The organism is Psychrobacter vallis (assembly GCF_904846715.1).
Lineage (GTDB): Bacteria > Pseudomonadota > Gammaproteobacteria > Pseudomonadales > Moraxellaceae > Psychrobacter > Psychrobacter vallis.
Genome location: NZ_CAJHBU010000016.1, coordinates 20,929 through 42,906 on the forward strand (window position 1 = coordinate 20,929; position 21,978 = coordinate 42,906).

The 21,978-nt window shown below is 42.4% G+C and carries 20 protein-coding genes and 1 other RNA gene; 11 read left to right on the forward strand and 10 right to left on the reverse strand.

The features are described 5' to 3' along the window. Positions 1-69 precede the first annotated feature (69 nt). The 3 genes from JMY02_RS10230 (at position 70) to JMY02_RS10240 (ending at position 4,335) form a co-directional block, all read left to right on the forward strand. Positions 70-705: a response regulator gene (locus JMY02_RS10230; RefSeq protein ID WP_021813651.1), complete on the forward strand. Its 636-nt coding sequence runs from the start codon at positions 70-72 to the stop codon at positions 703-705. Positions 706-741: 36 nt separating this feature from the next. Beyond that, positions 742-2,532, forward strand: a complete 1,791-nt coding sequence (locus JMY02_RS10235) for a sensor histidine kinase (RefSeq protein WP_201597786.1) — start codon at positions 742-744, stop codon at positions 2,530-2,532. Positions 2,533-2,622: 90 nt separating this feature from the next. Beyond that, entirely contained in the window at positions 2,623-4,335 is a 1,713-nt protein-coding gene (locus JMY02_RS10240; RefSeq protein ID WP_201597788.1) for a sigma-54-dependent transcriptional regulator, read from the forward strand. A gap of 217 nt (positions 4,336-4,552) precedes the next feature. On the opposite strand, the gene JMY02_RS10245 is transcribed toward JMY02_RS10240, so the two are convergent. Together JMY02_RS10245 and gpmI are read right to left on the reverse strand one after the other, a co-directional pair. After that, positions 4,553-5,992, reverse strand: a complete 1,440-nt coding sequence (locus tag JMY02_RS10245) for a S41 family peptidase (protein WP_227678473.1) — start codon at positions 5,990-5,992, stop codon at positions 4,553-4,555. A gap of 108 nt (positions 5,993-6,100) precedes the next feature. Next, positions 6,101-7,759: a 2,3-bisphosphoglycerate-independent phosphoglycerate mutase gene (gene gpmI, locus JMY02_RS10250; RefSeq protein ID WP_201597791.1), complete on the reverse strand. Its 1,659-nt coding sequence runs from the start codon at positions 7,757-7,759 to the stop codon at positions 6,101-6,103. 245 nt (positions 7,760-8,004) lie between these two features. Between gpmI and ssrS the strand changes: the two genes are divergently transcribed. Further along, a non-coding RNA gene (ssrS, locus tag JMY02_RS10255) (6S RNA) lies at positions 8,005-8,200 on the forward strand. Positions 8,201-8,343: 143 nt separating this feature from the next. Here the strand turns inward: ssrS and JMY02_RS10260 are convergent. Further along, entirely contained in the window at positions 8,344-8,976 is a 633-nt protein-coding gene (locus tag JMY02_RS10260) for an FxsA family protein (RefSeq protein ID WP_201597793.1), read from the reverse strand. A 153-nt stretch (positions 8,977-9,129) separates the two neighbouring features. On the opposite strand from JMY02_RS10260, the gene ruvC reads away from it, so the two are divergent. Next, on the forward strand, positions 9,130-9,714 hold the full coding sequence (gene ruvC, locus JMY02_RS10265; RefSeq protein ID WP_021813644.1) for a crossover junction endodeoxyribonuclease RuvC: 585 nt from the start codon (positions 9,130-9,132) through the stop codon (positions 9,712-9,714). A gap of 92 nt (positions 9,715-9,806) precedes the next feature. On the opposite strand, the gene JMY02_RS10270 is transcribed toward ruvC, so the two are convergent. The 5 genes from JMY02_RS10270 to JMY02_RS10290 all read right to left on the reverse strand — a co-directional run bounded on the left by JMY02_RS10270 (position 9,807) and on the right by JMY02_RS10290 (position 15,397). Then, positions 9,807-10,754, reverse strand: a complete 948-nt coding sequence (locus tag JMY02_RS10270; protein ID WP_201597795.1) for an META domain-containing protein — start codon at positions 10,752-10,754, stop codon at positions 9,807-9,809. Positions 10,755-10,947: 193 nt separating this feature from the next. Further along, positions 10,948-11,610, reverse strand: a complete 663-nt coding sequence (locus JMY02_RS10275; RefSeq protein ID WP_201597797.1) for a glutathione S-transferase family protein — start codon at positions 11,608-11,610, stop codon at positions 10,948-10,950. A 248-nt stretch (positions 11,611-11,858) separates the two neighbouring features. Continuing rightward, positions 11,859-12,497, reverse strand: coding sequence for a peroxiredoxin (locus JMY02_RS10280; RefSeq protein WP_201597798.1), 639 nt, complete (start codon positions 12,495-12,497; stop codon positions 11,859-11,861). 189 nt (positions 12,498-12,686) lie between these two features. Continuing rightward, complete coding sequence (locus JMY02_RS10285) at positions 12,687-13,277, reverse strand: TFIIB-type zinc ribbon-containing protein (RefSeq protein ID WP_021813640.1); 591 nt, start codon at positions 13,275-13,277, stop codon at positions 12,687-12,689. Positions 13,278-13,669: 392 nt separating this feature from the next. Then, positions 13,670-15,397 carry a glutamine--tRNA ligase/YqeY domain fusion protein gene (locus JMY02_RS10290; RefSeq protein WP_201597799.1) on the reverse strand — a complete coding sequence of 576 codons (1,728 nt, stop codon included), beginning with the start codon at positions 15,395-15,397 and terminating at the stop codon, positions 13,670-13,672. A gap of 282 nt (positions 15,398-15,679) precedes the next feature. On the opposite strand from JMY02_RS10290, the gene JMY02_RS10295 reads away from it, so the two are divergent. After that, complete coding sequence (locus tag JMY02_RS10295; RefSeq protein ID WP_131656968.1) at positions 15,680-16,195, forward strand: peptidylprolyl isomerase; 516 nt, start codon at positions 15,680-15,682, stop codon at positions 16,193-16,195. Positions 16,196-16,273: 78 nt separating this feature from the next. Then, entirely contained in the window at positions 16,274-17,128 is an 855-nt protein-coding gene (locus JMY02_RS10300) for a UDP-2,3-diacylglucosamine diphosphatase (protein WP_201597800.1), read from the forward strand. Positions 17,129-17,202: 74 nt separating this feature from the next. Here the strand turns inward: JMY02_RS10300 and orn are convergent, their stop codons facing one another. Next, positions 17,203-17,790 (reverse strand): oligoribonuclease, encoded by a 588-nt coding sequence (gene orn, locus JMY02_RS10305; protein ID WP_021813635.1) that lies wholly within the window; start codon positions 17,788-17,790, stop codon positions 17,203-17,205. A 323-nt stretch (positions 17,791-18,113) separates the two neighbouring features. Between orn and rsgA the strand changes: the two genes are divergently transcribed. The 4 genes from rsgA (at position 18,114) to secB (ending at position 20,993) form a co-directional block, all read left to right on the forward strand. After that, positions 18,114-19,217 carry a ribosome small subunit-dependent GTPase A gene (gene rsgA, locus JMY02_RS10310; RefSeq protein WP_021813634.1) on the forward strand — a complete coding sequence of 368 codons (1,104 nt, stop codon included), beginning with the start codon at positions 18,114-18,116 and terminating at the stop codon, positions 19,215-19,217. A gap of 143 nt (positions 19,218-19,360) precedes the next feature. Next, a complete protein-coding gene (locus JMY02_RS10315; protein WP_021813633.1) occupies positions 19,361-19,816 on the forward strand; it encodes a rhodanese-like domain-containing protein in 456 nt (151 codons plus the stop codon). Between the two features lie 292 nt (positions 19,817-20,108). Then, positions 20,109-20,372: a glutaredoxin 3 gene (gene grxC / locus JMY02_RS10320; protein WP_021813631.1), complete on the forward strand. Its 264-nt coding sequence runs from the start codon at positions 20,109-20,111 to the stop codon at positions 20,370-20,372. A gap of 165 nt (positions 20,373-20,537) precedes the next feature. Continuing rightward, positions 20,538-20,993 carry a protein-export chaperone SecB gene (secB, locus tag JMY02_RS10325; protein ID WP_201597876.1) on the forward strand — a complete coding sequence of 152 codons (456 nt, stop codon included), beginning with the start codon at positions 20,538-20,540 and terminating at the stop codon, positions 20,991-20,993. 206 nt (positions 20,994-21,199) lie between these two features. Here the strand turns inward: secB and adk are convergent, their stop codons facing one another. After that, on the reverse strand, positions 21,200-21,853 hold the full coding sequence (gene adk, locus JMY02_RS10330; RefSeq protein WP_201597877.1) for an adenylate kinase: 654 nt from the start codon (positions 21,851-21,853) through the stop codon (positions 21,200-21,202). Positions 21,854-21,978: the final 125 nt, after the last annotated feature.

Below are 21,978 nucleotides of genomic sequence, written 5' to 3' on the forward strand. Positions count from 1 at the left end.
CGATGTAGACGTATTTTCCCTATCCTGTTGGCAAAACCTTCATTCTGACAAATAATAAAGAGTTTAGTTATGATTAAAGTATTGGTAGTAGATGATCATGATTTGGTACGAATGGGTATTAGCCGTATGTTATCAGACAGTGCTGACATCGAAGTGATTGGCGAAGCAGACAGCGGTGATATGGCCATTAAGCTGGCCAAACAATTGCGCCCTGATGTAGTTTTACTGGATGTTAATATGCCTAATATTGGCGGACTTGAAGCCACCAAACGCTTGGTTCAATTAGATATGGGTATCAAGATATTAGCAGTCAGCAGTATGTCAGCGCAGCCTTATCCTTCAATGCTTATAAAAGCAGGTGTTAACGGCTATATCACTAAAGGGACTCCGCTTGATGAGATGATCATAGCTGTCAAAAAAGTCTATCAAGGCAGTCGTTATTTTAGTCAAGATGTCGCCGAACAGTTGGCTGATGTTTTGTTATCAGATAATGCCAGCTCACCTTTTAATTTATTAAGTGATCGCGAAAAACAAGTAGCCATGATGGTGGTTAATTGTCAAAGCCCGCAGCAAATCGCAGACCAGTTATTTGTCAGTGTCAAAACCATCAATACTTATCGCTACCGTATTTATGAAAAGGTCGGTGTGGATAGTGATGTCAAATTGACCCATCTGGCGATTCGTCATGGTCTGATTCAACCGTAATTTTTTTAGCAACTCTCCTTGTATTACGGTCAACTTATGAAGCCTGCTCCTCGAATTCTCGCTATCCTTTCTCATTATTTACACCGCGATGATACCTTAGCCCTGCCGCAATTGCGTCGCTTAGGACTGATTTACAGCAGCTACCGCTTCATCGTCAGCTTATTCTCTATGCTGATAGTCTATATTAGCGCGCGCTCTGATATTAGTCCGACGTTACCGAGCTTTTTGCAACAAACGGTTCTGAGTTTTTATGTATTACTGAGCTTAATTTTACTCGGATTGTTTTACGTCGTCTCTAAACAGATGCGCCGGCAGCTGGCTTTTGGCTTGGCATTAGACGTCATTATTCTCAGTTTACTGCTTTATACAGCGGGCGCTCCTGACTTACAGTTGACCATGCTATATATGGTCGTGGTAGCAGCCAGCTTTATGCTTTTGCATGGTTCACAAGCATTAATCATCACCCTACTTGCTATCATTTTCGTTATTTACCAGCAATTTTTTTATGCCATTGCCAATAGTATGAGCTTGGCCAATTTGGGGGATGCACTGCTCATGTCAGCCAGCTTTTTGGCAATTGGTTGCTTGAGTTGGTCTATTTCACAGCGGTTGGTACAACTTGAAAAGGTGGCAGCCAGTCATGCCAAAGAAGTTGAACGACTGAATGTCATCAATCAAGAAGTCATTACGCAAATGATTAATGGCGTCATCGTCATCGATGAGCAACGTATCGTCTTAGCAAACCTTGCGGCGCATCAATTACTCAGCGTTTCAGCTAACCCATCGGTATCGTTGCATCCTACCTTTATAGATATAGAAGATGCGCAGAATACTCACCGCAACGCGCTCTTATCTCACTTTCAGCAGCAGCTCAGCAAACAGCACGCCCAGCTATTCAAAGCTTGCTTGTCAGTGGCGGCTGGTCAATCGCGCGCCTTTATTTATGACTTACCTGCGGTAGCAAACGCCTCAATATTTGGTAAATTACGTGTACAAATCATTCCATTAAAAGACAACAGTAAATTAATACTGCTAGAAGATTTACGCCGTGAGCAAGCCAATGCGCAACAATTAAAATTGGCGTCTTTGGGGCAATTGACAGCCAGTATCGCTCATGAAATAAGAAACCCATTGGCAGCCATCTCACAAGCCAGTCAACTACTGATGGAAGATGTAGTAGAAAGCAATATAGAGAAGTCGGCGGATGACAGCATGGTGGCGAACACTGCAAATAATGATGAGACAGGCAATCATGAACTTTATAAAATGATATTTTCACAAACGAAGCGTGTAAACCGTATTATTGAAGACGTTTTAAAACTGTCTCGCCAGCAAACCGCAAATCAGCAGTCAATTGTCTTGGCTGAATGGATGCCAACGTTTTTAGAAAACTACTTTAGAGAACACGACGTTTTTCTACACGTAAAAACACAACCGACCATATCATTCGATACTCACCAATTAGAGCAAGTCTTAATCAATTTAATTAACAATGGCTTGCGTTATAGTAGCTACGCCCACCCTCATGCTTATGTGGAAATCGAGATTTATTGTGCTGATAACGATGTTATAATTGATATTCTAGACGGTGGTACTGGTGTTGGCTTCGAGGATTTACAACATTTGTTCAATCCGTTTTTTACAACGGATCAATCAGGCACAGGGTTAGGATTGTATTTATCGCAAGCCTTTTGTGAAGCCAATCAAGCACGTCTGCTCTATATACCTGAGCATACAAAAACTTGCTTTCGCTTGATAGCACCTGCTGTCAACTCTGACACAAGTATAAATATAGCAGAAAGCAACTTTAATGAACGCTTTTTGTAAATAACACGTCCGCCCTATATTAAATCTTCTGCTAATAAATTCTGCTGATTTTTTGATATTTTACAGCTATTGAATTCGATGAGATGATGTATGACAACAACCGCGCTAGTCGTTGATGACGAAGTGGATCTATGCCGATTGATGCAAATTACCTTGACCAAAATGGGCATCAAAAGTGATGTGGCTTATACGTTGGCACAAGCAAGATCATTCTGGCAAAAAAATGATTATGACTTTTGCTTAACTGATTTGAAGTTACCTGATGGATCAGGATTGGAGTTGGTAAAAGAAGTGAGCAATAGCTCTCATACTCCCATAGCTGTGATTACAGCGCATGGTAGTATGGATTTGGCTATTGAGGCGCTAAAGCTCGGGGCTTTTGATTTCGTCAACAAACCACTTGAGTTACCACGTCTGCGTCAGTTGGTAGAGAACGCCTTAAAGGTCATTCATCAAGACAATGAAGCAAAAACCACACCTGAATGCTCCCCTGAGCAAAAACTGTTAGACAGCCGATTGATTGGTGACTCGGCCGTGATGCACCCGCTCAAACATACGATTTTAAAATTGGCACGCTCACAAGCACCTGTGTTTTTATCAGGTGCTTCAGGTACGGGTAAGGAAGTGGTTTCTAGGTTGATTCATGATTTAAGCCCACGCAGAGATGGCAGCTTTGTGCCAGTCAACTGTGGGGCGATACCCTCGGAGCTGATGGAGTCAGAGTTTTTTGGTCATAAAAAAGGCAGCTTTACCGGTGCTGTGGCTGATAAACAAGGCTTGTTTCAACAGGCCAATGGCGGGACGTTGTTTTTGGATGAAGTGGCAGACCTACCTTTGGCGATGCAAGTTAAATTACTACGTGCTATCCAAGAAAAAACGGTGAGAGCCATTGGTGATACCAAAGAAACTCCTGTTGATATTCGGATCTTATCCGCCACCCATAAAAACCTGAATCAGTTGGTGGAAGATGGTGCGTTCAGACAAGATTTGTATTACCGTATCAATGTGATTGAATTAAAGCTGCCAACGCTTAATGCGCGCCGTGACGACATACCCGTTTTGGCTGAGCATTTTTTGGCCATGATTACGAGTGAATGGCAATTAGAAACGCCCCCATCCTTGACCATAGAGGCTTATGAGCGCTTGCAAAACCATAACTTCGCTGGTAACGTCCGTGAGCTACGCAATGTACTGGAGCGCGCCGTGACTTTAGCGGAAACGTCACTCATCGACGTGAACCACTTAGGCCTTCCTGATATTGAAGAGGATGTGAATCATGAAATTAATATTTTTAAAGATCAGAGTAAACCTACCGCCATTAATAATACGCAACAATCTGACCAAAAAACAGAAGATCAAATCCTCCCTCAATCGATAGGAAGTCAAGCAACGACTATCCAGCCTACGAATGAAATAACGCCTGAAAAACCTAAGCAGGTGACGACTAACTTACATCCGTATCGCACTCATACTCAGCACTATCCGTCAATGACACAGCGACCAGCAGCCAATAGTATAGAAGACTCAGTCAACCTAAACGCTCATGACGGCTCAGGAACTAGTGAGACTAATCAGCAACTGGCAAACGAAAAGGTAAATCATAGCAATTTAACCGACAGTGAATTGCCACTTCGAGGGTTAGAGCACTATTTACAAGAACAAGAGCGACAGCTGATTATTACCGCGCTGAAACAAACTGGCTGGAATAAAACTCATGCAGCCAAACTGTTAGGAACAACTTTTCGCTCTTTACGCTATCGTATGAAAAAATTAGAAATCGATGAAGATCAATCTGAACCGTAATATCAAAAAGTTATTTTGCTTTATATGGCAGATACCAAATAAAATGGACGCGCAATATCATAACGTGGGACTGGTAAAAATTTTTCTTGCTTGCTGTGCCTGCCCAGACAAAGGCTACAAAAATTTGTACCAGTTCTGCTGTATCTCTTTTAGATTGACCTAACTATCGTTAATATAATATAAAATAAATACGCGATATTATGCGGTTAAGCCGCCGCTACTTAATCGCCTTGCTGTCTATCATCTTATCTTCTTTAACAGATTTTCGGACAAAACGAATGCCCGAATCAAGCGCTCGCTTTTGTAGTAAATCGAGCGCCTGCTGCTCCCATGTACTTTCACTACCAGATAAAGTCACATTTGGCTTTACACCAATGCCATCTATTTTTTTACCTGATGCGGTCATATAGTGAGCCACGGTTAGCTTGACTGCTTGCTCATCGTTCAGCGGTATAACCGACTGTACAGATCCCTTACCGTAGCTGACTTCACCCACGATAAGAGCCCGTTTTTGTGCTTGCAAGCTGCTGGCCAAAACCTCTGCCGCTGATGCCGAATAACGATTTTGTAGAACAACTATAGGTAAGGATTTGAGTATCGCATTACCATGAGTTTGCAATACACGTGATTCATTTTGACGCGCTTGTACTTGTACCACATCGGTATCGCTCATGAATAAACTGGCGACGCTCACCGCCGATGTTAATACGCCACCTGGATTATCACGCATGTCCAACAAAATACCTGACACAGGTGCATTGAGGTTAATCAAACCGTCTAAGAGCTTTTCACGACTGTTGTTTTGAAAAGCGGGTAACTTGATAATAGCCATACCATTAACAAGCTTTGTCTCGACGATTTGAGGGTGGCTATTATTACGCTGTAAAGTGGTGGTATGTTTGCGGCGACCCGCTGTAGAAGTCACAATATCCACTTGCGTACCAGCAATGCCAGTCAATAGTTGTTCGATATCATTGCGGCCTTCCTCTTCACTTAATTTGAAATCACCAACCTGATGAAGGTAATCTCCCACATCGATGCCTTTTCTGTCCGCAGGTGAGTCATTCTTGACTTCTGTGATCACCCAATATCCAGCTTCTGGCTGATAAGTGACCTTGATACCGACATCACCGACATCACCTTCCGTAAAAGCGCGCAGGTTTTCATAGGCATCTGCATCTAAAAATTCAGCATGACTGTCGAGCTTGGTCAACATACCGCTCATGGCATTATTGAATAGCTCTTCATCATTGACCGTATCAACATATTCACGGCGAACCAAATCCACGGCGGCGACAAATGTCTTGAGAGTCTCTGGAGAGATAGCATTCAATGAGACTTGAGCGACCTCAGGTGGAATGCTGGTATCAAACTCACTTGGATCGTCAGTTAATGCGCTGGCATCTGCAACGCTGTCTATTGAGTCATCAGCTTCGTCTGCCGCATCTAACATATCAGCAACATCCGCTAAACCATCCATATCGTTTGCTGCTATATTATCGGCATTTAGACTGATAAGTTGGAGACTTGCCGTAGGGCTATCGCTAGTACGATTGGTAGATACTTCTGCTGCTTGTGCATGAATAAGAACCGCACTCAATCCAAACAAACCTAGCGTCGTCAATGCACACCTAAAAAAATTAGGCGCTGTGGACACCTTTATCGCTCTGTTGCTAAATCGCTTAGACACAGACGAGCGCGTAAAATAGATAGGAGGCATAAGAGAACTCATTCAAATAGTAAGATGGATAAGGTTATAGCTGACTTATGGTGCTGGCACTAATAAACTTTCGCCTGTCATTTCAGTGGGCGCTTCAATATTCATCAATGCCAAAATAGTCGGAGCGATATCGCTCAATTTACCGCCACTGCGTACGTTTGGTTTTTGCTCACCAATATAAATTAAGGGAACGTGTTCAGTGGTATGCTGAGTATGTACTTGCCCACTTTCATAGTCTTGCATCTGCTCACAATTGCCATGATCGGCTGTAATGAGCATATGACCACCAGCGGCTCGTACCGCTGACTCTACGCGACCAACACACACATCTAACGCTTCTACGGCTTGCACAGCGGCATCAAATATACCTGTATGTCCAACCATATCACCATTGGCATAGTTTACCACTAGCACATCGTATTTACCTGACTCAATAGCGGCGACCAATTTATCAGTCACTTCAGGAGCGCTCATTTCAGGCTGTAGATCATAAGTTGCGACATCTGGAGATGGCACCAAAATGCGTGTCTCGCCCTCATACTCTGCTTCACGACCACCACTAAAGAAAAACGTCACATGGGCATATTTTTCAGTTTCAGCGATACGCAGTTGGGTTTTACCTTTATTCTGCAGATATTCACCAAGGGTGTTGGTCAATGATGTTGGATAATAAGCAATGCTGGTTTTGGGGCTGTCAGCCAATACATCAGAATATTTCGTCAACATGACAAAAGCGGCAAGTTTTGGCTGCTTTTGACGTGCAAACCCAGAAAACTCATGATCTGGTAAGACAAACGCTTGGGCAAGCTCACGAGCACGGTCAGCACGGAAGTTCATAAAAATGAGTGCGTCATTGTCTTCAACGGTATATGGCACTTCATCACGTCCGATTACAGTCGTTGGACTAACAAACTCATCGGTCTCACGCGCTTTATAAGCAGCTTGGACAGCACCATCAGCTCGTGTCGACAAACGATCAGCTTTGCCTTCAGTCATCAACTCGTAAGCTTTTTGTACCCGATCCCAGCGATTGTCGCGATCCATCGCATAATAGCGGCCTATAATACTAGCAATCTGCACTCGACCAGTTTCATAATGAGCGTTGAGCTTATTGATGTAATCACGCAAACGATTGATGTATTTATCAGCAGATTTAGGCGGTGTGTCTCGTCCATCTAAGAAACAATGAACAAAGACGTTTTTGGCACCATGTACCAACGCCGAGTGACACATTGCTTCGATATGGTCTTGATGCGAATGCACGCCACCATCTGATAGCAGCCCCATAATATGGACATTACCACCAAGTTCATTGGCAGCCTTTACAGCATTGACCAATGCTTCGTTTTTATAGAACTCACGATTGGCCAATTCGCTTGATATACGAGTCGAATCTTGATAAAGAACACGACCAGCACCTAAATTCATGTGCCCAACTTCTGAATTACCAAACTGACCATCTGGTAACCCAACGTCCTCTCCTGAAGCGGATATCAGTCCATGCGGATATTGTTGATAAATCTTATCCAAATTTGGCATATTGGCAGCTGCAATGGCATTGTCTTTGTCATCTTCGCGATGTCCAAAACCATCTAGTATCATTAAGACATGCGGCACTTTTTTATTATTTTCGCTGTCCTGCTTATTATTAGATTGAGCCTGACTATTATCAATAGATGATGATTGCTGTTTATTATTAGACATGGATTACCGCTCCTCAAGTGAATGAACGCTTATAATGCTTTATTAGGATGTTGAAAGCCTTCTATATTAGCACACATCTTAAAATAGCTGAAAAACCCACCTTTTAAGTGGGTAATCAAGTGTTCTTATACATTCATTTTATGAAAAGTAGAGTAAAGACCCAACACAATTCATACTAACTATTAAAGCCACGTATCAATCTCTAAATCAGACTTGCAATCGTTGTAGTCATTGGTTAAGATAAATGTATTCTGAAGTGTTGGCTAGTAGATGTTTATTCCCTGAGCCGATAATGCTTTACCAGGATGTGGTACCTACTGTCTCATTGTGTATGCCTGCACCGCTTGCGGTGTATCAGGAAACCTGCCGAGATAGTGACGCATCCGCCCTGAACTTCACGGTTCATGGGTCACCATCTTACGGCGGCACTTCGGTTGTTATATTCGGTTAGTAATTGCTTTGTTTATATTCAGTAGGTTCACTTCTAACTATTTAGTTTATAAAAAATTAATTATAACCACTAAAAAGCCCCTCTCGTCGATGACGCGAAGGGCTTTTTTTATGCCTAATCAATTCTGTGGTAATTACTCATCATTGGCAGATTTTGTAATCTTTTTCACATCTTTAGGGATGTTTTTGGCAGTGCCATCAACGGTTGTATGCTGTTTGAAGACATCACCGAAAGGATTTCGTTGCTGCTGCCCAAATGGGTTTTGACCATTCATACCACCTGCACCGCCAAATGGATTTTGCCCGCCCACACCACCAGCGCCGCCGAATGGATTTTGACCACCGCCCATTTGACCACCCATCTGCTTAGCCATCATTTCCATCATTTTTTGCTGATTGTTCATGACATAGTTATTGGCGACATCTTTTAGTTTCTTTTGTACTGGTGGCAGTACGACCAATAGCGCGATTAAATCGCTAAGCACGCCAGGGATAAGCAGTAGAATACCTGCGGCAGCCATTGCCACACTTTTTATCATGGTTGATTCTTGCGGACGCATCGCAGGGTTCATCATACCGCCAGCTTTCATTTGTTGCGCCATTGGATTGAGCGCCGCCATACCTTTACGTATGAGTGAAATACCGATGACAGCAGCGATAATAAACCAAATAAATACTAGCCAGCCACTTATGAACTGCGCAAGCAAATACCACAGCAGCATCTCGATAATAAACCAAACGATGGCAATACCAACTATCTGACCCATGAAGTGTCTTCCTATAAAATAAAAACTAAAAAATGAAGCGCCATGCAAATTAAAATGGCTAACATATGATGTATATGGGGATTGATTGCTATACTATCAAACTTACGGCTAATTTTTAAGCCATAAAACAAAATGTAAGCAAGACGGAATACTATGGCAATTATTATCGGGATTGATCCGGGTTCGCGTATGACAGGTTATGGCATCGTTCAACAAACGGGCGATAAACTGACCTATATCGATGCGGGTACGATTCGTACGGATACCAAAGAGATGCCAGAACGCCTGAAGAGGATTTTTAATGGCTTAACGCGTATCACTCAGCATCATCTAAAATATGCAGATGAGCCAATTTATACAGCGATTGAGCAAGTGTTTATGGCAGAAAACCCTGACTCTGCACTTAAGCTGGGGCAAGCACGGGGCGCGGCTATTGCTGCTATGGTCGCATTGGATTTGGAGGTATCAGAATATACCGCACGTCAAATCAAACAAGCCGTGTGTGGTTATGGCGCTGCCGCTAAAGAGCAAGTACAAGAAATGGTTTGTCGGATATTGTCACTAGATTTTGTGCCACAACAAGATGCTGCCGATGGTCTTGCTTGCGCAATATGTCACGCGCACTCCAGCCATTCAATGAATAAGTTGATACTGAACAGCGCCATGCGTGGACGCGGTGCTTCTAAGAAAAAAGGTCGTTGGCGTTTGACTGAAGAAGATCTTGGTAATTTGCGTTAATTTTAACAGCCATAAAAAAACACGCATCTGTTTGCGCGTGTTTAGGGGAAGTACTATTTAATTATGATAGAGCATATGTGACGGACGCCACCTTAACGGCTCTCTTCTACTATTGAGCTTTCAATCACAGCATCTAATACATAAGCATACGCTTCGCCTGAAGCATCAGCTTCCATCATTTTATTGTCTAACGGGTAACGCTGTAGACGTAATACCTCTTCATGCTTACCATCATGTTGATACCCTTCGATCATACCTGTGAATGGTGCCCAGTCGCCTTCGCTGACTTTTATACCTTGATCATCATAAGTCACAGGCTTAACTTGTAGACACGCCTGTGGTCCATCATCTAAGCACGGTATCATTTCAGCATTGACTGCCCAAAATACCGTTTCACCTTTGCTATTATATTTAGCTTGCGCCGTAATCCTACCTTCCCACACTAAGGTAATACTATCATTAGTCACTTGCGTCAATATTGGCCTATCATCTTTAGATGGGTCACTTTCCACTAACGCCAACTGACTGTCACCTTGCATTAGCTTGCTTAGACTATTTTCGGCCATATCCAGATCGCCACACGACATCTTAGTGCTCATGCTGTCTTCAATCGTCAAAGTCGCCTCTTGTAATTGATAAGAAGCACTTATAATATTGCAGCCAACACTATAATTTAAGGTGTTTTGACCTTGATACTCATTGAACGTCAAAGTTACTTGATCTTTAATTGCCATAAGCTTATTTAATGACTGAGCTTTATCACCCGTTACAGAGTTCAGCGTCCAACGGTAACGCGAAAGCGCGTTGATCCTTGCTTTTTCAGGACTGACATCATCTGCTCTTTCCCTATCAACGATAGCATCCGTACCAGACGCCATCGCACTATTATCTGTTTCGGTATTAAAACTATTCGCGACTTCTTGTACATTCTGCTCATTTGAGGAAAAAGAATCTTGGCAAGCGCTTAACGCAAGCACTGCTAACAGCATACTTGGATATATACTTGATCTAACGAACAACACTCTAAAAGATAATGTCATAACAGTCATGCCTTGTGGTTACACTTTTCTAAATTACCGCTTTTTTTATCACCCAAAAAGTATTTATTAGGCTTTTATAAAGCCTAATAAATCGACCACTATAGCGCTGCTGTTTATTGCTATTGTAACAAAATGTTTAATTTTATAGATTCATAGTAACGGCATTTTTTACATGCTTGAAAAACCTACTTTTTTATTCTTCTTTACTAGCGGGCTTAGCTTTTGCCATATTTTGAATACTAAAACGCTCATTCATCATTTGATAAAAACGGGCAAGATTTTTGCCTTGCTCATTAGGATTTACTTTCAGTATTTTGCCAAAATCCAGACCCAAATAAAGCACGATGTCCGCAAAACTTAACTGCTCACCCACCAAATACTCATGACCTTCCAATACAGTTTCGAAATAAGCCAAGGCTTTATCAGCACGTGCGATAGACGGTGCGACAAATTCTGGTACTTGTTCAACTCGCTGAGCTTTAGACGGATGGCTATGTTGAAATGCCAGCATAAAATTATATAGCACTTCAAACTCGGCAATGCGTCGCATCGAACAAACCTGCGCACGTTGTATCACATCATTGCCCATCACAGAACGCTCGCCATAAACGCGATCAAGATATTCGCACACTGCCTGTGAGTCATTAAGTATCGTGCCATCACCCAATTTCAACACTGGCACGGTCTGCATCGGATTCATTTTGGTAAATTCATCTGACATCTGCTCATTGGTCGCAAAGTCGATATCTACCACATCGATATCATCCATATCATCGACATCGATTCCTTTTGATGCCAATAAGATAAGGGCTTTACGTGGATTGGGGGCGGTGCGGGTTATATATAGTTTTTTCATGATAAACTCCTTGTAAGATGGGTTAAAAAGCGACTCAGCGCTGTTGAGATTTTATAATGGCTAAAAGGCATTGATGATTTTGACCAAACCATAACCTTTATTCTAGGTCAGATCGCTCGACCTGCTCTACTCATCATAGCAAAGTCTTACCGAGCTTGCCGCTCTAATAAAAAGCTGAATAGTAAAAAGCCCCATAACATTAAGTTATAGGGCTTTTTATTTTTAGTGACTCATCACATACGTTCCGATTATTTATTAGGAGCTGGTGTCGTACGTAAATAAGGTTTAATTTCTGTATGGCCTTTAGGATACTTAGCGGCGATATCTTCATTTTTCACACTGGGTGGAATGATAACGTCATCACCGTCTTTCCAATCCACTGGCGTTGCAACGTTATATTCATCAGACAATTGTAGCGCGTCAATAACGCGGATGATTTCATCAAAGTTACGACCACAGCTAGCAGGATACGTGAGCGTCAGACGAATCTTCTTATTTGGATCAATAATAAAGACACTACGGACGGTATGCGTACTGTCTGCATTTGGATGCATCATGTCATAAAGTTCAGCGACTTCTTTATTGGGATCAGCAATGATTGGGAAGTTCATTTCAGTTCCCTGCGTCTCACCGATGTCTTTTGCCCAAGCATGATGATCTTCTAAGCCGTCAACAGAGATACAAATTGGCTTGACATGACGCTTTTGAAATTCGCCATTGAGTGCTGCTGCTCGACCAAGCTCAGTCGTACATACTGGCGTAAAGTCTGCCGGATGTGAGAAAAAAACCACCCAGTTATCCGCTGCCCACTCATGGAAATTGATATCGCCTTCTGTGGTTGTGGCATTGAAATCGGGTGCAGTATCACCTAAACGTAAATGTGCCATGCTGTATTCCTTAGCTATGTTGATGAGCACTGATATAAAAGGTATTCATGCGCTCTATTATTATCATCGATATACTTATCTACTAAAAACACTATGAAGCATATCAGTAAAAACTGACTTTATCTTAACAAACTGGTTATGAATGTCTTGTGACGGATTGTAATGCGATCACCAAGAGATTATATAAAATTACTTATTAGATACCGATCTATATTGCGACAGATAATGCTGAATTTCACTCTTTTGTGGATGATTCTGTAGCCACAAAGCAAAGCGCTCTACTGTCTCAAAATCATCGCCCAGTTTTTGCTGATAAAGCTTATTAAAGGTTTGCTCACGGTCTTGATTACGCAATTGCTGCTGCCATGGCTCACTCATTACAGCTGTCAGCTTATCTTGCATCTTCAAATATTTGAGTAGAGGCCATTCACCGCGATCAAGCCATACATCATCACAAGTGTGGCAGACGTTGATAGTGTTCTTATGCTCATTATTGATGCGATACTTGAGCATAAATTTGCGGCAGCGCTGACACACCAGTGCGTTGTCGGTGTTTTTTAACTCGCTTGCATCAAACGTCTTTGATGATTGTTTATCTGATTCTGCCGCTTCGCTGTCCTCGCTTGTTTTGTGAGCAGCATGGCTCTCTAGCCATGAGCGGTACGTCAACAAATCAAGATAAATGCCCTGACATTTTTTACAAGACAACGCCGGTAAGGTGTCGTCTAACTTCGTAGGTAAAAGGGGTTCTGCTGTACAGTGATAACAATGCAAACTCATTATGCTCTCCTTTGAGCCTTTGATAATAGGTAGAGTTGGGTAATTAAATGTCAGGTCAGATTATGGTTTTTATATTGAGCCGACTGACTATGCGTTTGTTAAGTGGATTAAACTGTGCTTGTTTGTAGGTCATGTCTCCTTTTTCTATACTTTCAATAACGGCTAATTTAAAGCTTAAGGTGTAATATTTTTAACTACAATTAACGCTTTTATTTGCTATGTTTGACATAATATCGTCCTAAATGTGCCAACTTATTATAGGACGAAACATTGTTCACAAAAAAGCCCATCCCTAGCGTACTAGAAACGGGCTTATTTGCAAACTACTATTGTTCAGTATTATTTCAAAACATCATTTTTAGCAGTGATGTCCTTAATATATTGAACCAGAATTAAGCCGGCTTGTAGCTATCACGCAAGCTGACGATTTGGCTAAACACTGGCTTGTCGCTAGTATGATCTGCTGCATCAGAGATGAAATAACCTTCACGCTCAAACTGGAAGCGCGTGCCAGCATCTGCATTGACTAAAGATGGCTCGACCACTGCGTTTAGCTCAGTTAACGAGTTAGGGTTTAGCGCTTGATGCACATCAGCGACGCTACTTGGGTCTTCGACGCTAAATAGCTGCTCATACATGCGTACTATCGCAGGGATACCTTGGCTCGCCGATACCCAATGAATCACGCCTTTAACCTTGCGGCCTTCAGGGTTGTTCCCCAAAGTAGCAGGATCAATTGTCGCTTTTAGCTCAACGACATTGCCGCTGTCATCAGTAATATGCTCAGTTACCGCCAACACATAAGTATTACGCAAACGAATTTCTGGCTTTTCTGGTGATAGACGCTTGTAGCCTGCTGGTGGTTCAATCTCGTAATCACCTTGATCGATATACAAAGTTTCGGTAAATGGAATCTCACGCTCGCCCATATCGACGTTTGGATGGTTCGGCTGAGTCAACCACAAGGTTTGCGCGGTATCATCAAAACGCGCATTGACGCTATCAGCTTTTTGGGACTCCCAGCTACTTACTGCTTCCGTAAAATTAGTAATGGTTACTTTTAATGGCTTTAATACTGCCATGCCGCGCCCAGTTGTCGTCTCTAACGACTGACGGACACTAAACTCTAATAAGCGAAAATCAACCACGCTATCTGCTTTGGTCACGCCCACACGCTCACAAAAATCACGTAAACCTTCTGCTGTATAACCGCGGCGACGCATGCCAGCAACGGTCGGCATACGTGGATCATCCCAACCGCTGACGATACCCTCATCTACCAGCTGCTTGAGCTTACGCTTGCTAGTCAATGTGTGATCAACATTTAAGCGGCTAAACTCATACTGATGCGGCGGCACGTCAAAGCCAATTTTTTCGATAACCCAGTCATAAAATGGACGATGGTCTTCAAACTCAAGCGTACACAATGAATGAGTAATGCCTTCGATAGCATCAGAGAGGGGATGCGCAAAATCATACATCGGATAGACGCACCATTTGTCACCCGTTTGATGGTGCGCTTGATGCATAACGCGGTAAATAACAGGATCACGCAGATTCATGTTTGGGCTGGCCATATCGATCTTGGCTCGCAACACCGCTTTGCCTTCAGCGTATTTACCCGCTTTCATATCGTTAAAGAGCGCTAGATTTTCTGCGACACTGGCATCACGCTGCGGAGACGGCTTTCCTGCCTCATTAAACGAGCCACGGTTTTCTTTAATCTGCTCAGGCGTTTGCAAATCGACATACGCATCGCCTTGCTCAATCAACTGTATTGCCCATGCATGTAGCTGATCAAAATAACTTGAAGCATGGTAAGCCTCGCCTGCCCACTCAAAACCGAGCCATTTCACATCATTTTCAATATTATCAATGAAATCTTGCTTTTCTGCGGTTGGGTTGGTGTCATCAAAACGCAGATTACACACACCGCCGAATTCTTTTGCCACCCCAAAGTTTAGGCAGATAGACTTTACGTGACCTAAGTGCAAGTAACCATTAGGCTCAGGTGGAAAACGCGTTACAATTTGCTGGTATTTTTGCGCATTGACATCGTCACGAATGATATTACGAATAAAATCGTTTTTTTGTGCATTGTTGCTTGAGTGCTCACTCATCGGGCATTGCTCCTAACGCAAATTGTCGGTTCATAATGCGTGCCATCACGCATCATAAAACATTCAAACTAAAGTATGAAAATAGAACTAAGATAGTGCGATCGCATTATCAAAAATGGGTAAAGTTGCGTTATTCTATCAGCTTTTGCAAACGCATTAACAGCCTGATACATGACATAGGATAAAAAAGCCGTTAGACTACCCATGACTTTTTATCAACCAACTTTTTATCAACCACTTAACAGCGTCGTTTTAGGCGCTGCAATTAAAAAGGAACATCACATGGTAGACATGCCACCAGTAGTAGAGCTTAACACCAATATGGGTGCAATCGTTATCGAACTTAACGAAGAAAAAGCCCCAAAAACCGTAGAGAACTTTTTGAACTACGTAAAATCTGGTCAATATGACGGTACGATTTTCCATCGCATCATTGACGGCTTTATGATTCAAGGCGGCGGAATGGACGCTGAGATGAATGAAAAGCCAACCAATGCTCCAGTTGAGAACGAAGCTGACAACGGTCTAAAGAATGACAAAGGTACGATTGCTATGGCACGTACTCAAGATCCACATTCAGCGACTAGCCAGTTTTTTATTAACGTAAAAGACAATGACTTCCTAAACCATTCTGGCAAAAACATGCAAGGTTGGGGTTACACCGTATTTGGTAAAGTCACTAGCGGTATGGACGTTATCGAAAAAATGCGCGGCGTACCAACGGGTCGTTTCGGTATGCATGCTGATGTACCAAAAGAGCCTGTTGTTATCACTTCAGCGACTATCGTTTCTGAATAATGGTAAATTAGTGAGCATTACTCAATAAAATTTATTAAGCGACGTTCACTATACTATAAGTCACAAGGACAAAAATAAATGCAAAGTTTTACTCATTTAATCACGACCCGCCCTCATGAAGTGCGACAGGTATTGATTAGTGATTTGCATTTATCGCCGCAAGAGCCTGCCTTAGTGCAGGCTTTTTTGGCACTGCTCGATGATTGCCTTGCTCTTCCTGCACTCAAGCGTCTATACATCTTAGGCGATTGGTTCGAGGTATGGCTGGGTGATGATATGTATCTATCCCTATTAAAAGAGAAAAGACTAGAAGATGAGCGTCAAGCGCATTGGCTAACACCGCTTATCGTTAAGTTAAAAAAACTGCGAGTCGCTGGCTGTGAGATTTTAGTCATGCATGGCAACCGTGATTTTTTATTAGGTCAGCCATTTTGTAATCTATTTGGCGGCGAGCTTATTTATGAGCCATATAACTTAATTGTCGGTCAACAAAACTATCGTTTAGAGCACGGTGATGCACTATGTACTGATGATAAAAAGTATCAGTTTTTTCGTAAAATAATGCGCAACTCTCTAACTCAGTGGTATTTACTGAATAAGCCACTAGAAAAACGCTTGGCTATTGCCGATAGAATGCGGCAAAAAAGCCAGAAAAACAATGCCAATAAAGCAGCGCATATTATGGATGTGAATGATGTGGCGGTGCGTCAAGCAATCACTGCTAGCGATGCACTATTGCATGGACATACCCATCGTCCAGACATTCATCAAGCTACCACTGATAAAAAACGCTACGTGCTTGGCGATTGGCGATTGCTCGATAAAAACAAACGTCAACCAAAAGTGAGTGCGGTAATTGGTGCGGTGACTGAAAACGATGACGATGATGATGCGGAATTTAGTTTGGTTGAGTTTACTTGTAATATGATCTAATGAAGCTTGTGTTATTAAAAAAGGGTCTGTCGCATACGCAACAGACCCTTTTATTTTTAATATAGAAGCTTACTTTAAGGCATTAATTGAAAGAAATGCTGACGATAATGCTTAAGTTCACGAATAGAATCACGAATGTCATCTAATGCTAAATGGCTGCCACCTTTTTCAAAGTTTCGCAAGATATCAGGACGCCAGCGGAAACACAGCTCCTTAATTGACGACACATCAAGATTGCGATAATGAAAGAATTTTTCAAGTTCTGGCATTTGGCGCGCCATAAAACGGCGATCTTGACAGATTGAGTTGCCGCACATTGGCGACTTGCCACTATCGACCCATTTATTCAAAAATTTGATGGTCTCAGCTTCGGCTTCAGCCAAGGTGACGGTACTACGGCGTACACGATCCACCAACCCTGACTGTCCATGCTGCTTGGTATTCCAATCATCCATTTTGTTTAACGTTTGATCCGATACTTTTATGGCAAACACCGGCCCTTCGGCAAGTACGTTCAAATCTTCATCAGTGACCACGGTAGCAATCTCGATAATCTCATCAGTTAAGGTATCAAGTCCGGTCATTTCTAGGTCAATCCATATCAGCCCTTTTTTGCCTTGATTTTTGATTTTGATCTTGTTGGGATGATCGCCGGTAGTCATAAAATATCCTAATAATGGTTGAGCTGCTTTTATTTAAAATTAACGATACTGAGTAAAGTAGATATATAAAATTATGATACGAGACTGGCACAAATTTTTCTTGCTTGCTGTGCCGTTGCAGACAGAGGCTACAAAAAATTTATCCCAGTCTCGCTGTATCCCTTTATATTGGCTTAGCTATATATTACTACGCACCTGCTTGCTTATCTTACTTTAAAAATCCAAATTATTACAAAACCACTGTCTGGTACAGACGCTTTAGGCTGTATGTTAGCAAATTTTCACGCTACACTTAGCAATATTTTTTTAATAGGTCAAAACCCATGGCATTAATTCGGCAACGCAAGCTGACCAAACAACAGATTCGTCGCATCGACAAACAACAGCTGGCAAGTCAAGACAGCATCGATGAGAGTTTGATGGATGGCGTGGTCATGGCGCATTATGGCAAGCAACTAGAAGTACAAGTCACCAGCTTACCAGCCGTCATACCGATGCAACCGGAGTTTGCGCCCGATGACCCTGAACCATTTTGGCAAACATTGGCACTGGGCGATATTTGGCGTTGTCATGTGCGTACCAACTTGCCAATGCTGGCCGCTGGCGATCAAGTGCGCTGGAACGCCGACTCTAACACAGGTTTTGGCCGTATCGAATCAGTCAAACCGCGCACCTCTCTCATTTCACGTCCAGATCGTTATCATAAGCTCAAACCTGTGGCTGCCAATGTCGATATTCTGGCTATTGTGTTTGCGCCGTTGCCTGCCGCTGCCCCCACCTTGATCGATCGTTACTTGGTCGTTTGTCATCATGCTGGTGTAAAGCCGCTATTGGTACTCAATAAGACCGATCTGCTAGCACAAGAAAATGGCGTTGATACCAACGAGCTGTTGGCACAATATGCTGCCCTTGGCTATGAGAGCGTGTTGACCTCGGTAGACTGTCCCGAAAATATCGCTGATAGTGATGAGCAAGAAGGTCTGGATGAGCTAAAACGCTATATAGACAAAAAGCTGGTTATCTTTGCTGGTCAGTCTGGCGTTGGCAAAAGCAGTTTAATCAATGCCCTATTGCCAGCATCTGGTCAAAGTGTGAATATCATTTCTGAGAACTCTAAGCTTGGTCAGCACACGACGACGACTAGCCGTTTGCTACCCTTCAATCCAGCCGATTTAACCCAAGGCGGCATCGTCGATACACCAGGTATTCGTGAGTATGGCATTTGGCATTTGACTCCTGATGATATTATCTCAGGCTTCGTTGAACTTGCGCCACTAGCAGGTGACTGCCAATTCCGCGACTGTCGCCATACTCATAACAGTAAAGGCTGCGCATTATGGCAAGCAGTTGCTGACGGTGAGGTATTGCAGCGCCGTGTTGAAAATCTCGTCATCCTAAGAGAAGAGGCTGATACTAAACCTTATTAAGCACTGCCTTATTAACCGTTACGCACTAGGTTGACCATCGCACGTTTACTATGGGTGGTCTAATCGGTATAATAGCGCCTTGTTCAATATCGTTAGGCTGTTTTCTCAGGCTAACAGAACACTTATTTTTTTGGAGGTATGGTTTGGATCGTGCGCTGGAATTTGTGGGCAACCACCCGTTTTTATTTGGTATATTAGCCGTACTTGCCGTGCTATTTTTTACTATTGAAAACAAACGTAGTGGCAGAAAAATATCACCTAATACCTTAGGTATGATGGTCAACTCGCAAAATGCGCAGCTTATCGATATTCGCGCCAAAAAGAAATTTGAATCAGGGTATATTCAAGGCAGCCGCAACATACCTTTCACTGAACTCAAAGACCGCATAGAAGAAATCCGTGCGATTGAACAGCCAGTGATTATCATCTGTGATATGGGCGTACAAGCAGGCGCTGCCATTCAAATGATTGGTAAAGACAGTGTTTATCGCTTGGAAGGCGGTATTGGTGGCTGGCAAGGGGCTGGCATGCCATTGGTTGGGTTAAAAGACACCACGCCTAAAAAGAAAAGCAAAGCGAAACCGAGTCTGCACAAGTAATTCAACGCGATGTTAAGCCAATATTAATTGATGTCTGATTTATACTGGCGAACCAAAAGACACCTCTTTGTTAGGTGTCTTTTTTTGTGGGGCATTTATTACACTGTCAAACCTTTTATCGCTAAGCAACTTGAATTTACAACGCTTATCCCCACTTTAGTAGGAAGCATCATCAAATACACTTTCAATTTACTGGTTGGTAACGGATTATAATAATTTTTATTCAATGATTGCTTATAATACTCTTTATAATAAAACGGTTACCTTCTACACCTATAAATAAGGATTTATCATGACTGTATCTGTTAAAGTTTACACGACCCCTATCTGCCCATACTGCTCAAATGCCAAACAACTGCTTAAAACCAAAGGCGTTGATTATGAAGAAATCGGCATGCATGACATGAGCAGCGAAGAGCGCCAAGCATTAATGAAAAAAACCAATAACTACCGCACTGTGCCACAAATCTTTGTTGGTGAAACCTTTGTTGGCGGTTTTGACGAGCTTAACCAAATGAATCAACAAGGCAAACTAGACGAGCTATTGGCTGGTTAGTCTGCTACCTTTTGTCTCTGTCTGTCTTTGCCTGTGCAATGATAGACAGCGATAAAGATAAAAGAGAGTAATAAGAACATCAAGATTTTGTTTCGATTTATATTACAATGCATTTTTATTAAAATAACAGTTTTCCCAATCATTTGATTTAACTTTAGAGGAATTATCATGGCTGAAGAACAAGCTCAACCACAGTTGGCATTAGAACGCATTTATGTAAAAGACATGTCACTTGAAGTCCCAGGCGCTGGCGTATTCACCAAAGAGTGGAACCCAGAGCTTGATATCAACCTATCTAGCAACGCTGAAAAGCTGGATGATGAGCATTACCAAATCGTCTTAACCGTAAGTGTTACCGCTAAAAACGCTGACGAAGCGGCATTTATCGCTGAAGTTCATCAAGCAGGTATTTTTTTATTAAAAGACATTCCAGAAGATCAAATCGGTCAAATTCTAGGCGCATACTGCCCGAATGTATTGTTCCCATATGCTCGTGAAGTCATCAGCGACATCGTAACACGTGGTAGCTTCCCGCAATTGTTGCTAGCACCTGTTAATTTTGATCAAGCTTACGCGCAAAGTCAGCAACAAGCACAAGTTGATGCTCAAGGTAATGCATAAGCGTTAACTTGCTAAAGCGTCAGTATGGCTTTATTTAAAAACCGTTTATTTCATGAGAAGTAAACGGTTTTTTTATGTCGATTGCACCGCTTTCTTTAATGCAGTGAATGATAAGAGAGGTTTGTTTTTACCATAGAACACAAAAAACCCCGACTATATAAAGCCGAGGTCTTAGTTTTATAAGAACAGAGGGTTTATTAAAGCGATTAGCCTTTTAACGCAGACAAAATCTGTTGCTTAACGTCATCAATACCTTGCGTGCCATCAAATTTATTATACTTAGGTGCATCAGCACCCTCAGCGGCTTTGGCTTGATAAAAACCGACTAGGGTTGATGTTTGCTCATGATAAGTGGCTAAACGCTCACGGATAGTCGACTCTTTGTCGTCTTCACGCTGAATCAACGCTTCGCCAGTCACATCGTCGATGCCATCGACCTTAGAGGGATTGTGGTCAACATGATAAACGCGACCTGAGCCTGGATGCTGGCGACGACCAGATAAACGCTTGACGATTTCGTCATCAGGAACACTGATCTCAATCACATGGTTAATGGCAACATCGGCATCTGCTAGTGCTTGGGCTTGTGGAATAGTACGTGGAAAACCGTCAAAAATACAACCATTGGCACAGTCAGGCTTAGCGATGCGTTCTTTCACTAGGTTAATAATGAGGTCGTCAGAAACCAAACCACCAGCATTCATGATGTCTTTGGCTTGTTTGCCAAGCTCGCTGCCTTCTTTGATAGCTGCACGTAGCATGTCACCAGTTGATATCTGCGGAATATCATACTCTTTAGAAATAAACTGGGCTTGAGTACCTTTACCGGCGCCTGGTGGACCTAGCAAAATAATACGCATCATTACACGACTCTCCTGAATTAAATGGGATTTTAGGATTAATAAAACTTAGGGATTGGTTGTTTGCCAAGCTACCTTACCTTGTGACCTTGCAAACCTCAAGTATTTTCCTTATTGCTGTGCTA

Excerpts from the sequence above, each read along its gene's own strand:
- JMY02_RS10230 (WP_021813651.1), top strand. The coding sequence starts at position 70 with ATGATTAAAGTATTGGTAGTAGATGATCATGATTTGGTACGAATGGGT.
- JMY02_RS10235 (WP_201597786.1), top strand. The coding sequence starts at position 742 with ATGAAGCCTGCTCCTCGAATTCTCGCTATCCTTTCTCATTATTTACAC.
- JMY02_RS10240 (WP_201597788.1), top strand. The coding sequence starts at position 2,623 with ATGACAACAACCGCGCTAGTCGTTGATGACGAAGTGGATCTATGCCGA.
- gpmI (WP_201597791.1), bottom strand. The coding sequence starts at position 7,759 with ATGTCTAATAATAAACAGCAATCATCATCTATTGATAATAGTCAGGCT.
- JMY02_RS10260 (WP_201597793.1), bottom strand. The coding sequence starts at position 8,976 with ATGGGTCAGATAGTTGGTATTGCCATCGTTTGGTTTATTATCGAGATG.
- ruvC (WP_021813644.1), top strand. The coding sequence starts at position 9,130 with ATGGCAATTATTATCGGGATTGATCCGGGTTCGCGTATGACAGGTTAT.
- JMY02_RS10270 (WP_201597795.1), bottom strand. The coding sequence starts at position 10,754 with ATGACATTATCTTTTAGAGTGTTGTTCGTTAGATCAAGTATATATCCA.
- JMY02_RS10275 (WP_201597797.1), bottom strand. The coding sequence starts at position 11,610 with ATGAAAAAACTATATATAACCCGCACCGCCCCCAATCCACGTAAAGCC.
- JMY02_RS10280 (WP_201597798.1), bottom strand. The coding sequence starts at position 12,497 with ATGGCACATTTACGTTTAGGTGATACTGCACCCGATTTCAATGCCACA.
- JMY02_RS10285 (WP_021813640.1), bottom strand. The coding sequence starts at position 13,277 with ATGAGTTTGCATTGTTATCACTGTACAGCAGAACCCCTTTTACCTACG.
- JMY02_RS10290 (WP_201597799.1), bottom strand. The coding sequence starts at position 15,397 with ATGAGTGAGCACTCAAGCAACAATGCACAAAAAAACGATTTTATTCGT.
- JMY02_RS10295 (WP_131656968.1), top strand. The coding sequence starts at position 15,680 with ATGGTAGACATGCCACCAGTAGTAGAGCTTAACACCAATATGGGTGCA.
- JMY02_RS10300 (WP_201597800.1), top strand. The coding sequence starts at position 16,274 with ATGCAAAGTTTTACTCATTTAATCACGACCCGCCCTCATGAAGTGCGA.
- orn (WP_021813635.1), bottom strand. The coding sequence starts at position 17,790 with ATGACTACCGGCGATCATCCCAACAAGATCAAAATCAAAAATCAAGGC.
- rsgA (WP_021813634.1), top strand. The coding sequence starts at position 18,114 with ATGGCATTAATTCGGCAACGCAAGCTGACCAAACAACAGATTCGTCGC.
- grxC (WP_021813631.1), top strand. The coding sequence starts at position 20,109 with ATGACTGTATCTGTTAAAGTTTACACGACCCCTATCTGCCCATACTGC.
- adk (WP_201597877.1), bottom strand. The coding sequence starts at position 21,853 with ATGCGTATTATTTTGCTAGGTCCACCAGGCGCCGGTAAAGGTACTCAA.